Raw genomic sequence first — 12,963 nt, 5'->3', positions numbered from 1 at the left:
TGGGTGTGCGCCTGGCGGTCGACTCCCGCCAGAGGACTCCCGCCAGGGGACTCCGCCAGACGGCTCCTGACCGGCCTCTCTCGACGGCACGCTGTTGACGGGCCCGCAGGGCAGGACTAACGTACAACAACATGGTTGTATATCAAGCAGCCGGTGTTGCGTCCGGCGCAGCGGACCCGGGAACAGGACTCAGTGACGACGAGGTGGACCGGATCTTCCGGGCCCTGGCCGACACCACCCGACGGGACATCGTGCGCCGGACCCTCACGGAGTCGATCTCCGTCTCCGTGCTGGCCGAGGACTACGAGATGTCCTTCGCGGCCGTCCAGAAGCACGTCTCCGTCCTAGAATCGGCGGGCCTCGTGACGAAGAACAGCAAGGGCCGCGAGCGGCTCGTCAGCGGCGACCCCGACACCCTCCGACAGGTCCGGCTGCTGCTGGACCGCTATGAGCAACTGTGGCGCCAGCGCATCGGGCGACTCGACGCCCTGTTGGCAGACGATCCGGGCCCGCAGCCCGGCAGCCCCCTCTGACACCTCGGAAAGTCACCTCGAAACGACACCTCGGAAAGGCATGACCATGCCCGTCACCCACGTCTCCAAAGACCCCCAGTCCCTGACGATGACCATCGTCGCGGACTTCCCCGTCCCCGTGCGCCGGCTCTGGGACGCCTACGCGGACCCCCGGCAGCTCGAGTCGTTCTGGGGACCCGTCGGTTGGCCGGCCACCTTCACGCGCCACGACATGTATCCGGGTGGGGAATCGCACTACTACATGACCGGACCGGAGGGCGAGAAGGCCGCCGCCTGGTTCGAGTTCCTCTCCGTCACGGAGGGAGTGTCCTTCGAGGTGCTGGACGGTTTCACCACCGAGGACGGAGAGCGAGATCCCCATGCCCCGGTGATGCGCATGGTGTTCGCCTTCGAATCCACGGAGGGTGGGTCTCGGCTGGTCCACACCACCCACTTCAACTCCGCCGAGGATCTGGAGTCGATCATGAGCCAGGGCATGGAGGAGGGCACGCTCTCCGCCATGAGTCAGATCGACGCGGTGGTGGCGGACCTGCAGTCCTTCGCGGCCGGCCGGTCCGTGCGGACCCAACTGATCGGAGACCGTCAGGCCCGGCTCAGCCGCGTGATCCGCGGCCCCGTGGATCAGGTCTGGCGGGCCCATCACGACCCCGAGCTGCTGCGCCGGTGGCTGCTCGGACCGGACGGGTGGACCATGCCGGTCTGCGAGGTCGGGACGGCCGTCAGCCAGACCTACCGCTACGAGTGGGAGCGGGAGGACGGTGCCGACCGCTTCGGCTTCACCGGGTCGGTCCTGGAGATCGATCCGCCGCGCCGCTCCGTCACCACCGAGGCGATGATCGGACAGGAGGACACCGCCACCCGCAACGAGCTGACGCTCACGCCGGTCGAGGGCGGCACCCTCCTGTCCCTGCTCGTCACCTACCCGGCAGCGCCCCTGCGGGAGACCATCCTGGCCACGGGCATGGCGGACGGCATGGAGACCAGCTACTCGCGGCTGGAGTCCGAGGTGCTCTCCGCCTGACGGACCCTACGCCCGGTGTGCGGGCCCACACGCTCGTGGATCTCCCTCTGCCGTGCGCGGCTGAGGGAGGACCACCACGTGTTGGCGGAGACGGGCCCGGACTCCACGGCATCGTCGTCCGAGTCCAGTCCGAAGCGGTCGGAGATGTCCGCGAGGAACGTCATGCGCCGGATCGCCTCGGTCCGCTGGACGTTGACGTGCAGGGCCTTGAACACCGCGATGCACATCAACACCATGAGGACCGTGAAGGGCAGTCCGATGGTGATCGCCAGGGTCTGGATGGCCGTCAGGCCACCTGCCAGCAGCAGCGCGGCGGCCATGACTGCCGTGGCCACGGCGAACATCACCCGGATGCGGTTCGGGGGCTCGGGGTTGCCGCCCGTGGCGATCATGGCCATCACGAGCGATCCGGAGTCCGAGGACGTGACGAAGAAGATCGCCGAGAGCAGGATGGCCCCGACCACCAGGATGGCGCCGCCGGGCAACTGCTCCAGGACCTGGAACAGGGCGGAGTTGACGTCCACCGATCCATCGGAGGCCACCACGGAGGTGTACCAGTCCGGACGGTTGGTCTCGTAGAAGATGGCGGTGCCGCCCAGAACTCCGAACCAGACCACCGAGATCATGGTGGGCACCAGAATCACGCCCAGCAGGTACTCGCGGACGGTCCGGCCCCGGGAGATTCGGGCGATGAAGACGCCCACGAAAGGCGTCCAGGACATCCACCAGGCCCAATAGAAGGTGGACCAGCTGGCCTGCCAGGCGTCACCGTCCACGCCGAAGAAGGCGGAGGAGTTCAGGGAGTTGCCGATGAAGTTCTGCAGATAGTGGCCGAAGGTCTGCACCATCTCCTTGGCCAGGTACTGCGTGGGTCCCACGATCAGCAGGAACAGGACGAGCCCGGCGGCGATCACCATATTGGTGTTGGAGAGCCATTTCATGCCGCGGTTGACACCGGAGACCACGGACCAGATGACGAAGCCGGTCACGACGGCGATCATGGCGTACTCGACCCACAGGTCATCCTCTCCGACGACCCCCATGGACCGCAGGCCGGCCGCCATCTGGGTGACGCCGAGCCCCAGGGAGGTGGCCACGCCGAAGACGGTGCCGATCAGGGCGAAGCTGTCGATGGCATTTCCCCAGCCGCCGCGGGTGGCCTTCTCTCCGATCAGCGGTTCGATCGCCCAACGCATGGACAGGGGGCGTCCACGCCGGTGGATGGCGTGTGCGATGGCCAGGCCGACCACGGCGTAGATGGCCCAGGGCTGCAGACCCCAGTGGAGGTAGGTCAGCGCCAGGGCGTCCTCGGCGCGGGCCCCGAGGGTGGGATCGGCGGCCGCCAGACCCGGACGTGGGGTGGCGAAGTGGATGAGCGGTTCGGTCATCCCGTAGAACACCAGGCCGATGCCCATGCCCGCCGCGAACAGCAGTGCCAGCCATGACATGGTGGAGAACTCCGGTTCCTGATCCGGACGGCCCAGCTTGACGTTGCCCTTGCGGGAGAACCCCAGGTAGACGCAGAACAGCACGAAACAGAAGGCAAGGATCAGGTACCACCAACTGAAGTTGCTGATGACGGTCTGCTGGACCGCGGAGATCCCGGACTCCATGGCTGCCGGGAAGACGAGGGTCACTCCCACGAACAGCACGATGATGATCAGGGTGGGCCAGAGGACCCACGGGATGAGTCGATTGCTGTACTGGGGCTCGTGACCGGCCGCCGCATCCGCCTCAGCTGCGGTCTCTCGCGGCGATCTGTCGGACGGTTTCGGCGGCTTCTCGGTAGGGGTTTCCAAAGATGACATGGTCTCCACCATAAACCGGACGGTAACCACGCTCCTATCCGCCCCCAGCTGGCCAGAAGCTGTCGGCCACGAGGCTGCCGGGAGACTGTGCGCCGGGCATCCCCTAGGCTCGGAGCGTGGACGACCTTCCTCTCAGCACCCTGCACACCACGGACACCGGCGGACCGGACGCGCCCTCCGACCCCGGCCACCGCGTCGTCTTCCTGCATGGCCTCTTCGGGCGCGGCAAGAACTTCAACCGCATCGCCAAGGACCTGGCGCCGGAGTACCGGAGCCTGCTGGTCGACCTGCCCAATCACGGTGAATCCGAGTGGACGGACACGGTGGACTATCGCCAGATGGCCGATTCCGTGGCGGCCACGCTCCGGGCCGGCGTGGCGGCGGAAGGTCCCGTGGCCGTCGTCGGGCATTCCCTGGGCGGCAAGGTGGCCATGGTGCTGGCGCTGCGTCACCCGGACGTGGTCTCACGGCTGATCGTGGTGGACATCGCGCCCACGCAGGCCGGCGGGGCCGAGGGCGAGTTCGCTCACCTGCTGGACAGCCTGGCGGCCGTGGACCTGACGGCCATCGACCGGCGCTCGGACGCGGACGAGGCCCTGCGGGAGCCCATCCCGTGGGACACCACCCGTCTGTTCCTGCTGCAGAACCTGCGCAGCGGCCCGGAGGGGTACACCTGGGAGCCGAATCTGGAGCTGCTGCGCACCAGCCTGGAGGCGATCGGCGGCTTCCCGGAGACGGGAGAGGCCACCTTCGAGGGACCGGTGCTCTGGGTGGCAGGCGGCCGCTCGGACTACGTCCGCGACGAATACGCCTCCCGCATGCGGGCCCTGTTCCCGAGGACCCACAAGGTGACCATCCGCGAGGCCGGCCACTGGGTCCACTCCCAGGCGCCCGAGAAGTTCGCCGAGGTCTTGGGCGGCTTCCTCGAGCACACCTGACCAAGAGCCCTGTGGCCTGTGGCCGTGGGCCGGTCAGGCGGGCACCGGGTCCAGCAGCTCCTGTGCCGCCTGCCGGTGCTCATCCGCGCCGGTGTGCAGGGCGTAGAGCCCATATTCGACCGGCGAGGCCGCAATGATCTCAGCGCAGTGCTCGGGCAGACGGGGCCACACCCGGCCACCCCGCCGGACGTACTCGTCCACCACGGCGCCGAAGGCCTCCGAGGGCGCCGCCGAATGGTGGAACGCGAAGTCCTTCGCCGGGTCGCCGACCTCGGCGGTGGTCCAGTCCAGCACGGCGGTGATCTCCTCGTCCCGCACCAGGGTGTGCGCCGGGTAGACCTCCCCGTGGGTCAGCACCGAGAACTCCGGCCAGTAGCTGTCCTCGGCCACCCACGCATTCCACCGTTCCGCCAGGGGCTGGGCCACCGTGAATTCGGCCGCCACCCGCTCGATGTCTCGCCGCCACCGTTGGCGTACCGCGTCCGGGGTGAGGACCTCGACGCCGGCCCCGGCGACTTCCGCTGGATCGATGGCGTGCAGTTGGGCCAGGAAGGCGCCGAGGGAGCGCGCGTACCGCTCAGAGGCGATGTCCAGGTGCCAGGCCGGCGCCCCAGACCCGTCCAGGGTCAGTCCCGGTTCGCCGGGTAGGGCGGGATAGGCGATGAGACCCGGGGTGTGGATCCGCCAGTCCGGGACGGCGGTGTCGAGATGGGGGCGGATCGCCGCCAGGAGCTGTCCCTCCGTTCCGGCGCGGTCCATGGCGTCCGGGCGGCGGGGGATCCGCAGGACCCAGCGCTCCCCGGCGGCGGACGCGGCGGTGGCGGATGCCGTGGTGGCCAGGGCGACGCGGAAGTCCAGACCCATCTCGTTGACGGCCACGGAGGAGGGCTCGAGGAGCAGCCCGTTCTCGGTGGCCAGGTCCAGGATCTGGGGATCGACGGTGCTCATGCGCCCATGCTAGGGGCGGCGGGTCAGGTGGGGTACCGGCCTGCGATGCGGTCGAGCTCCACCACGCTGGCCTGATAGGCCAGATCCGCCCGCTCCTCGGTGTGCTCGAGGGACATCAGGGCCTTGAGGCCGCGGACCCTCGGCCGGCCCCCGGTCGGCAACACGTGCACGGTGACGCCCTCCGGGACGTGGTCCATGGCGTGGGTGAAGCTGTGCCGGCGTGTGATGTCCACGTAGACGTTGAGCGTCTCCATCATGGAGGTCGGTACCTTCAGCTGCTTGTCCAGCTGGCCGGCCTGGAGGACGTAGATGGTGGTGGCCCCGCGCCGCACCGCCTGGCCGAGGGGCACCGAGGCCACCAGGCCGCCGTCGAGGTAGTGCTCGTGATTGATGACGGTGGGCGGCAGCAGCCCCGGCACCGAGGCTGAGGCGACGACGGCCGGGACCAGCGGGCCGGAGTCGAAGGACTGCTCCACGGCCCGCTCGATCGAGGTGGCCACCGTGACGAAGGGCAACTCAAGGTCCTCGATGCGTGCCAGGGGCGGAAAGTGCAACGAGATCAGAGTGACCAGCGGTCTGGCGGACAGCGTGTAGGTGCGGCCGCGGACAACCCGTCCGGCCTGACTGGCCCAGGACTGTCCGAACACGGCCCGCGCCTCATCCGTCTGCCACATCTTCAGCATCTCGTGGGCCACGTCCGGATGCGGGTCCCTCGCCACCACAGCACCGTTGAGGGCGCCCACGGATGTACCGACCACCAGGTCCGGGGTGATGCCGCGCTCGAACAGGGCCCTGAGCTGGCCCACGTGGACCGCGCCACGGTTTCCGCCGCCGGCGAAGACGAAGGCCGTACCCGTAGAAGTCGCTCTCACGATCCGACTGTATTCCCGCCGGCGTTCCGCCTCCAAGGGGTCGACTCCCGGGCGAACCGGAAGAGGGGAAAGGGAAAGGGAAAGGGAAAGGGAAAGGGAAAGGGAAAGGGGCGCGGGAGTGGGGGAGTGGACAGGGGTTCGAACGGAGGCTGCGCAGGATCGGAGATGCAGGCACGGGGCCACGGGATCATGCTGGTGGTGGCAACCCGGCCCCTACACCGGTCCCACACCGGTGGGACCACGCCCGAACGGGCCCCTCACGAACCAGGAGCACCCCATGAGCACCTCCCTCGCCACCTATATCTCCCTGCCCGGTACCACCGCAGAGGCCTTCGAGCATTGGCACGAGGTCTTCGGGGGTGAACTGAACCTGTTGCGCTACGGCGACACCCCCATGGAGGGCCTGCCGTTCGAGCCCGACCCCCAGGCAGTGGCCCACGTGACGCTGTCCCTGCCCGGCGGGGAATTGGCCGGCGGTGACGTCATGGATGACCAGGACTACCCGGTCCGGGACACCGCCTACTCCCTGCTGTACACGGTGGATAACCCTGAGCAGGCCCGTGAGCTGATGGGCCAGCTGGTGGCCGCCGGCGGCTCCGAGAACATGCCCTTCGAACAGGCGCCCTGGGGCGACTGGTACGGGCAGGCCTTCGACCGCTTCGGCGTGATGTGGGCCTTCTCCTCGGCGGCTGCCGGGAACGCCGGCTAGGGGTTGGGCGTCGGCCGTCGGCCCGGGGTCTGCCTGGTGCGCCCCGGGCGGTGGCCCGCGGCGGCCGCACGGAGGGAACCCTCCTCGTGGCCGCCCCGGTGGTGGCCGCCGCCGTCTTCGCCGCCGCCGTCGGCGCGGCCGATCGGCAGCAGCTTCAACAGCGGATGGAGCACCGCCAGGACCAGCAGGCCCCACACCAGGCCGACGACCGCTGAACACAGGGTGTTCACCAGCCAGCCGAGGAATCCGCCCACCACCGGAATCGCGGCCACGGGTTCCTCGAGGATGTGGACCAGGTCGTAGGGGGCGTGCAGTCCGACTTCCGCCGCCTGCTGCAACAGGATGTGCCCGCCCACCCACAACATGGCGACCGTGCCGATCAGGGTGATCGCGGCCAGGACCTTCGGCATGGCCCGGACCAGGAGTTCGCCGAACCGCCGGGTGCCGCCACCGGCGCCCTCCTTCTGCGCGAGGTGCAGGCCGACGTCGTCCATCTTGACGATCAGCGCGACGGCACCGTACACGAGGACGGTGATGGCGATCGCCACCACCAAGAGGATGATGGCGCGGAGCCAGATGGACTCGGTGGCCACCTCGTTCAGGGAGATGACCATGATCTCGCAGGACAGGATGAAATCAGTGGTGATGGCGCCCTTGATCACCTTGTCCTCGGCCTCGGGGCCCTTCCGGGAGGACGGTTCCTGCTTCTCGGCGTGATGTCCACGCAGCTTGTGCCAGACCTTCTCCGCGCCCTCATAGCAGAGGTAGGTCCCGCCGAGGATCAGGATCCACGGGATGATCCACGGGATGAACGAGCTGATCAGGAGCAGGGCGGGCAGGATGATGAGCAGCTTGTTCCGCAGGGAGCCCCAGAAGATCCTCTTGATCATCGGCAGCTCGCGGGAGGGATCCGCGCCGGAGACATACTGCGGGGTGACCGCCGCGTCGTCGATCACCACGCCCACGGCCTTGGTGCCCGCCCTCGCTGCACCGGCGGCGATGTCATCCACCGAGGCTGCGGCGATCCGGGCCAGCGCGGCGACATCGTCCAGGAGGGCGACCAGCCCGCCGCTCACCGGGGGCCTCCCGGGCAGGCGCACGCCGGGGGCGTGCCGTCGTGGGCTGGGGTCTCGCGGTGCTCTCGCGTGATCGGCATGGTCAGAGCATACGACGGCGGCGGCATCCCACCGTGGTGGCGTGCTCCGCAGTGGAGGGTCGGCTTGGAATGTGACCGGCCGGGTGGGCGTTGACCCCTGATAGAATCACGTCACGGCGTCATGGGACCACCGGTCCCCACCGAGCCGGCTCTCATGGCCGGTCGGCTCCGGCGCCGAGCATCCACTTCCATGGACGCGAAACCGGTCGAGGACTTCCCATGGAGAAATCTGGGAGGTCCTTTCTCATGTCCGCCAACGCGCCCCATCCCACCGAGACCACCGAGTCCTCAGAGTCCTCAGAGTCCACTGAATCCCCGTCGGATGCAGCGACCGCAGCATCCGGCCGAGAGGTCCCCATGGCACCGGGCGGCCGCCCGGCACTGATAGGACGCCGCGTGTTCCGGACGCCGACCGTTCGTCGGATCGTCTACGCGGTGGTGTTCGAGGCCTTCGCCATCCTGTTCGCCACGGTCATCCTGACGCTGATGGGCAATCCTCCCGGGGCCAGCGCCGCCGTCGGGGTGGTGTCCTCCGTGGTGGCGCTGATCTGGAACATGGTGTTCAACACGCTCTTCGAGCGCTGGGAGCGCCGCTCGGGCCACACCGGCCGCCCGCTCTGGGTGCGCCTGACGCACACCGTGTTGTTCGAGGCCGGCCTGCTGGTGTTCCTGGTGCCGGCCGTGGCGCTGCTGCTCCAGGTCAACCTGTGGGAGGCCTTCCTCTATGAGGCGGCCCTGCTCGTCTTCTTCCTGATCTACAACGCTGTGTACGCCTGGTGCTTCGACCGCGTCTTCGGTCTGCCGGACTCCGCGCAGTAGTCCCGCCCGGAATCCGGTCCAGTGCTGCCACCCAGCGTGTGAGACGGGCCGGCTACTGGGCCGGCAGGCCGAGGAACTCCCGGATGGCCGGCAGTTCCCGACGGGCCTGCGCCAGACCCAACTCGTGGGCGGCGGCGAGCCGAGCCACGTCCTTCTCCCCGTTGGAGACCGGCATGGTCTCGGGGACGAACAGGTAGGCCCTGCCCTGCCGCTCGAGCTCGAACAGGCGCTCGCGGGTGTCGTTGTAGCGCTGCCAACGGGTGATCAGGGCCTGGGCGATGGCCGGATGCTTCCGGAAGTAGCGGAGGTAGAAGCGGGGGAAGCGCTCGGGGGCCTTGACGTAGTCGCGCTCCCGGGTCAGGACCACCAGGAACCTCTCGAAGCCGGCGTCCTGGGCGGCAGAGAGCGGGATGCCGCCATCCGGGCCCAGTGCGCCGTCCACGTAGGTCCGGCCGTCCAGCCGCACCGGGGGCATCAGCACGGGCATCGTGCTCGATGCCCTGACCCGCACCATGAGGTCGGCCATCCGGGACACGTCCTCTCGACCCCACCACACGGCCTCACCGGACTCGGCATCGAAGGCCCCGATGCGCAGGTCCGCCGGATTCGCCCGGAACCGATCCCAGGGGTAGGGCAGGGCCTGGTCCGGAAGTCCCGTCTCCTCGTAGATGTACCGGGCATTGAACAACCCGTCGCCGCGCAGGAACGTCTTCCAGTTGCCGAACTTCGGGTCCGCGGCGAAGTCCACGAAGGAGTGCCGGGCCCGCCACGGGTCCCGGGCCAGGTAGTTGGCGGAGTTGGAGGACCCGGCCGAGATGCCGGCCACGAAGTCCAGGTGAAGGCCCGCCTCCAGCAGGGCCACCACCATGGCAGAGGTGTAGGAGGCCCGCATCCCCCCACCCTCGAAGAGCAGGGCGGTGTCGGTGACATTGCTGTGCAGTTCCACTGTGACAGCCTAAACGGCTAGGTTGGAGCGCATGGCAACCACCGCATTCAAGTCAACTCCCGTCAATACCGTCGGAGACCTGCCCTCCGTGGGCACTCCTGCCCCGGCATTCGAACTCACCGGCTCCGATCTGTCCCAGGTCACCCTGGAGTCCCTGGCCGGACGCACCGTGGTGCTGAACGTCTTCCCCTCCCTGGACACCGGGATCTGCGCGCAGTCGGTGCGCAGATTCAACGAGGCCGCGGCTGATCTGGCGAACACCACCGTGGTGGCCGTATCGGCGGACCTGCCCTTCGCCGCCGGCCGCTTCTGTTCCGCCGAGGGGATCGAGCACGTCACCACGGGCTCGGTCTTCCGTTCCACCTTCGGTGAGGACTACGGCGTGACCCTGGCCGATGGCCCCATGGTCGGTCTGCTGGCGCGCGCCGTCATCGTGATCGATCCGCAGGGCACCGTGACCTACACGGAGGTGGTGCCGGAGATCACCACCGAGCCGGACTACGAGTCCGCCCTGGCCGCCGTCCGCGGCTGACCTGACCCTTCCGCCCATCCCTCCACGAGAACCGGAACACCGTGAACGAGCCCGGAGACCCGCGGGACCCTGACCGCACAGCGGGCGGGGTCCCGCCCTTTCCGGGGCGCCCTCCCGCAGTCGGCCCAATCTACGGGACCTCGGGAGACGGTTGGTCCCAGGAGCCGTACCCGGCACCGAGACAGCCGGGTCACCAGCATCCGAGCTCGCCCCGGCCCCGGCGACGACGCAGCGCCACCTACCGCATGATCATCGCGATGGGTTTCCTGGCCGGCACAGTTCTCGCGGGAGGCGTGGGCCTGCTGGTGTTCGACAAGATCCAGGACATCGTGGCCAGTCAGGAGCGGGGCCCCGCCCTGCCGGCCACGGGCGGGATTCCCCTCGGGGAGGCGCTGCAGCACAGTCATGACGGCATCCAGGTCGACTGGGAGGCCGGCCCGGTCCTGGACGATGCGGGTCTCGACCAGGGCACCAGGGTCGAGGACGCCCCCGGCGTCGTCCTGGTGGACACCCGGCTGATGAGTGGCCGGGGCACCGGCACCGGCGTGGTGCTGACCGGCGAGGGGCTGGCCATCACCAACTACCACGTCGTCGAGGACGCCTCGGACGTCACGGTGACCGTGGCGGACACCGGTGAGGTCTACTCGGCCACCGTGCTGGGCCGCGATTCCCTGCATGACGTGGCTGTCCTCCAGATCGAGGAGGCCCCCTCCCTGGCCACGGCTTCCATCAACACGGAGCCGCCGTCCCGGGGAGAGCCCTCGGCAGCCGTCGGCAACGGTGGCGGGCAGGGATACCTCACCGCCGTGGTCGGCGAGGTGACGGGCTTGGACGAGTCCATCGTGGCCTCCTCCGGCGTCCCGGATGACGCCTCCCGGCTGTCCGGGCTGATCGAGAGCAGCGCCGACGTGATCCCCGGTTATTCGGGCGGGCCCCTGGTGGACGACGGCGGGCAGATCGTCGGCATCACCACGGCGGCCTCCCAGGGGGAGACTGCCGAGGAGGTCAACGGCTATGCCATCCCCGTGACCACCGCGCTGGACGTGGTGGAGCAGGTGGTCTCCGGCGAGGAGACAGACACCGTGAGCATCGGCGTGGACGGGGCCCTGGGCATAGTGGTCGGCAGCGAGCAGGGTCAGGCCGTGATCGTCGAGGTGACGCCCGGGTCCTCGGCCGAGCAGCTCGGCCTGAGGGAGGGGGACGTGGTCCGATCGGTGAACGGCCAGCCGGTGTCCACTCCCTCCGAGCTCTCCGGGATCGTCAACGACCACAACGTCGGGGACGTGATCGAGGTCGAGTGGACCACCACCTCCGGCGAGGAGAGGTCCGGCGAGGCCACGCTGCAGGAGGCCGTCGTCTACTGACGGGCGGCGATCTCGTCGTCCACGAAGACCCGCCCGGAGACCCGCAGCCCGGCCAGGGCCATGAGCGCCCCGGAGCAGGCCAGCAGGATCAGCACCAGCGTCCAGGAGTCGGTGGCCGTGTGGATCAGGCCCACGGCCAGGGGGCCTGCGGCCGCCACGATGTAGCCGTACGGCTGGACGAAGCCTGACAACCGCGCCGTGACATGGGGGGACCTGCTGCGGGCGGGAATCAGGGCGATGGCCGTCGGGAAGGCGAAGCCGCCCACCCCCAGCAGGATGGCCCACAGCAGCCCGGCCTCGGCCGGCGCCAGCAGCATCCCCACCCAGCCGGCGGCGGTCATCGTGCCGAAGCCGATCATCCATGGCGCCAGGGTCCGGGACCGGTCGATCACCGTCGGCATGACGAGTCCGCCGATCACGCCCAGGGCAGCGACCACGGAGAGCAGACCGCCGGCGAGGGTGGGCTCCAGCCCGGCGTCCCGGTACATCTGAGGGAGCCAGCCGAACTGGACATAGGCGTTCATGGACTGCATCCCGAACAGGAGCATGAGGAACACGGCGGTCGGTGAGGACCGCAGCGGCCGGTCCGGCTGGGCCTGTGGCGGGGCCCCCGGGAAGTCGTGCCCGGTGCGGCGGGCCACCAGGAGCCACAGGACCAGGGGAACGACGGCGGCCAGTCCCCAGAATCCGAGAGACCAGCGCCAGCCGTCGGCCGGCTCGGAGACGGTGGAACCCGCCACCTCGGCCAGCGGGGCGGCCAGGCCGGAGCCGGCGGAACCGCCGACCGTCAGGAACATGCTGTACAGCGTCATCAGAGCCACGGTGCGGGCGCCGCCGTGACGCTTGATCCAGGCCGGGACCAGCACGTTGCCGACGGCCATGCCGGCCAGGGCGAGGGCCGTCAGCGGCACGAACACCCAGATGGAGGGGGCCAGGGGACGGAGCAGCAGTCCGAGGACCACGAGCGTCAGGCTCAGGGCGATGCTCAGGGACAGCCCGGCCCGGCGGCCGATGCTGACTGCCACGAAGCCGACCAGACCGAACATCAGCCCCGGCAGGGCGGTGAGGATCCCGGCCACCGAGCCGTCGATGCCCAATGACGCCGAGAGCTCCGCCAGCACCGGGCCCAGTGCCGTGGCCCCGGGCCGCAGGGAGAAGGCGATGAAGACCACCGCGGCCACGGCCAGCACGAAGCCGATCGTCCGGGCACGGGACCGGGCGCTGGCAACAGGGTCTGGGGCCTGGCCCGGATCAATGGTCATGCACCATTTCTACACTCTCGCCATAGGTACGCCGATTCGGGCGCATCGTCGCCGG

At 69.2% G+C, this 12,963-nt stretch carries 13 protein-coding genes; 7 read left to right on the top strand and 6 right to left on the bottom strand.

The features are described from left to right. The first annotated feature begins 131 nt into the window (after nucleotides 1-131). Together IMT31_RS03730 and IMT31_RS03725 are read left to right on the top strand one after the other, a co-directional pair. Nucleotides 132-533, top strand: a complete 402-nt coding sequence (locus tag IMT31_RS03730; RefSeq protein WP_345355257.1) for a metalloregulator ArsR/SmtB family transcription factor — start codon at nucleotides 132-134, stop codon at nucleotides 531-533. 46 nt (nucleotides 534-579) lie between these two features. Next, nucleotides 580-1,554 carry an SRPBCC family protein gene (locus IMT31_RS03725; protein ID WP_413543800.1) on the top strand — a complete coding sequence of 325 codons (975 nt, stop codon included), beginning with the start codon at nucleotides 580-582 and terminating at the stop codon, nucleotides 1,552-1,554. Here IMT31_RS03725 and IMT31_RS03720 read toward each other — a convergent pair. Next, on the bottom strand, nucleotides 1,518-3,362 hold the full coding sequence (locus IMT31_RS03720; protein ID WP_413543799.1) for a BCCT family transporter: 1,845 nt from the start codon (nucleotides 3,360-3,362) through the stop codon (nucleotides 1,518-1,520). The two genes, IMT31_RS03725 and IMT31_RS03720, sit on opposite strands and share 37 nt — an antisense overlap. A 116-nt stretch (nucleotides 3,363-3,478) precedes the next feature. On the opposite strand from IMT31_RS03720, the gene IMT31_RS03715 reads away from it, so the two are divergent. Further along, complete coding sequence (locus IMT31_RS03715) at nucleotides 3,479-4,300, top strand: alpha/beta fold hydrolase (protein ID WP_378109407.1); 822 nt, start codon at nucleotides 3,479-3,481, stop codon at nucleotides 4,298-4,300. A gap of 33 nt (nucleotides 4,301-4,333) precedes the next feature. Here the strand turns inward: IMT31_RS03715 and IMT31_RS03710 are convergent, their stop codons facing one another. Both IMT31_RS03710 and IMT31_RS03705 read right to left on the bottom strand, forming a co-directional pair. Continuing rightward, a complete protein-coding gene (locus tag IMT31_RS03710; RefSeq protein WP_413543798.1) occupies nucleotides 4,334-5,248 on the bottom strand; it encodes a macrolide 2'-phosphotransferase in 915 nt (304 codons plus the stop codon). Nucleotides 5,249-5,271: 23 nt separating this feature from the next. Continuing rightward, nucleotides 5,272-6,120: a patatin-like phospholipase family protein gene (locus tag IMT31_RS03705; RefSeq protein ID WP_413543797.1), complete on the bottom strand. Its 849-nt coding sequence runs from the start codon at nucleotides 6,118-6,120 to the stop codon at nucleotides 5,272-5,274. Nucleotides 6,121-6,397: 277 nt separating this feature from the next. On the opposite strand from IMT31_RS03705, the gene IMT31_RS03700 reads away from it, so the two are divergent. Further along, on the top strand, nucleotides 6,398-6,829 hold the full coding sequence (locus tag IMT31_RS03700; RefSeq protein ID WP_345355271.1) for a VOC family protein: 432 nt from the start codon (nucleotides 6,398-6,400) through the stop codon (nucleotides 6,827-6,829). Here the strand turns inward: IMT31_RS03700 and IMT31_RS03695 are convergent. Next, a complete protein-coding gene (locus tag IMT31_RS03695; protein ID WP_413543796.1) occupies nucleotides 6,826-7,905 on the bottom strand; it encodes a DUF808 domain-containing protein in 1,080 nt (359 codons plus the stop codon). The genes IMT31_RS03700 and IMT31_RS03695 overlap by 4 nt on opposite strands. Before the next feature lie 326 nt (nucleotides 7,906-8,231). Between IMT31_RS03695 and IMT31_RS03690 the strand changes: the two genes are divergently transcribed. Further along, a complete protein-coding gene (locus tag IMT31_RS03690; RefSeq protein ID WP_413543795.1) occupies nucleotides 8,232-8,804 on the top strand; it encodes a PACE efflux transporter in 573 nt (190 codons plus the stop codon). 52 nt (nucleotides 8,805-8,856) lie between these two features. On the opposite strand, the gene IMT31_RS03685 is transcribed toward IMT31_RS03690, so the two are convergent. After that, on the bottom strand, nucleotides 8,857-9,750 hold the full coding sequence (locus IMT31_RS03685; protein WP_345355280.1) for a patatin family protein: 894 nt from the start codon (nucleotides 9,748-9,750) through the stop codon (nucleotides 8,857-8,859). A 31-nt stretch (nucleotides 9,751-9,781) separates the two neighbouring features. On the opposite strand from IMT31_RS03685, the gene tpx reads away from it, so the two are divergent. Continuing rightward, a complete protein-coding gene (tpx, locus tag IMT31_RS03680; RefSeq protein ID WP_345355283.1) occupies nucleotides 9,782-10,282 on the top strand; it encodes a thiol peroxidase in 501 nt (166 codons plus the stop codon). A gap of 245 nt (nucleotides 10,283-10,527) precedes the next feature. Next, nucleotides 10,528-11,646 (top strand): S1C family serine protease, encoded by a 1,119-nt coding sequence (locus tag IMT31_RS03675; RefSeq protein ID WP_413543794.1) that lies wholly within the window; start codon nucleotides 10,528-10,530, stop codon nucleotides 11,644-11,646. On the opposite strand, the gene IMT31_RS03670 is transcribed toward IMT31_RS03675, so the two are convergent. Further along, nucleotides 11,640-12,908, bottom strand: coding sequence for an MFS transporter (locus IMT31_RS03670; protein ID WP_413543793.1), 1,269 nt, complete (start codon nucleotides 12,906-12,908; stop codon nucleotides 11,640-11,642). The genes IMT31_RS03675 and IMT31_RS03670 overlap by 7 nt on opposite strands. Nucleotides 12,909-12,963 lie beyond the last annotated feature (55 nt).

Source organism: Citricoccus nitrophenolicus, assembly GCF_047305825.1.
In the GTDB taxonomy this organism is placed as follows: Bacteria; Actinomycetota; Actinomycetes; order Actinomycetales; family Micrococcaceae; genus Citricoccus; species Citricoccus nitrophenolicus.
Note: the sequence above shows the minus strand (reverse complement) of the source record. Positions and strands in the feature narration are given on the sequence as shown.

Excerpts from the sequence above, each read along its gene's own strand:
- IMT31_RS03700 (WP_345355271.1), top strand. The coding sequence starts at position 6,398 with ATGAGCACCTCCCTCGCCACCTATATCTCCCTGCCCGGTACCACCGCA.
- IMT31_RS03725 (WP_413543800.1), top strand. The coding sequence starts at position 580 with ATGCCCGTCACCCACGTCTCCAAAGACCCCCAGTCCCTGACGATGACC.
- IMT31_RS03675 (WP_413543794.1), top strand. The coding sequence starts at position 10,528 with ATGATCATCGCGATGGGTTTCCTGGCCGGCACAGTTCTCGCGGGAGGC.
- IMT31_RS03720 (WP_413543799.1), bottom strand. The coding sequence starts at position 3,362 with ATGTCATCTTTGGAAACCCCTACCGAGAAGCCGCCGAAACCGTCCGAC.
- IMT31_RS03670 (WP_413543793.1), bottom strand. The coding sequence starts at position 12,908 with ATGACCATTGATCCGGGCCAGGCCCCAGACCCTGTTGCCAGCGCCCGG.
- IMT31_RS03690 (WP_413543795.1), top strand. The coding sequence starts at position 8,232 with ATGTCCGCCAACGCGCCCCATCCCACCGAGACCACCGAGTCCTCAGAG.
- IMT31_RS03730 (WP_345355257.1), top strand. The coding sequence starts at position 132 with ATGGTTGTATATCAAGCAGCCGGTGTTGCGTCCGGCGCAGCGGACCCG.
- IMT31_RS03710 (WP_413543798.1), bottom strand. The coding sequence starts at position 5,248 with ATGAGCACCGTCGATCCCCAGATCCTGGACCTGGCCACCGAGAACGGG.
- tpx (WP_345355283.1), top strand. The coding sequence starts at position 9,782 with ATGGCAACCACCGCATTCAAGTCAACTCCCGTCAATACCGTCGGAGAC.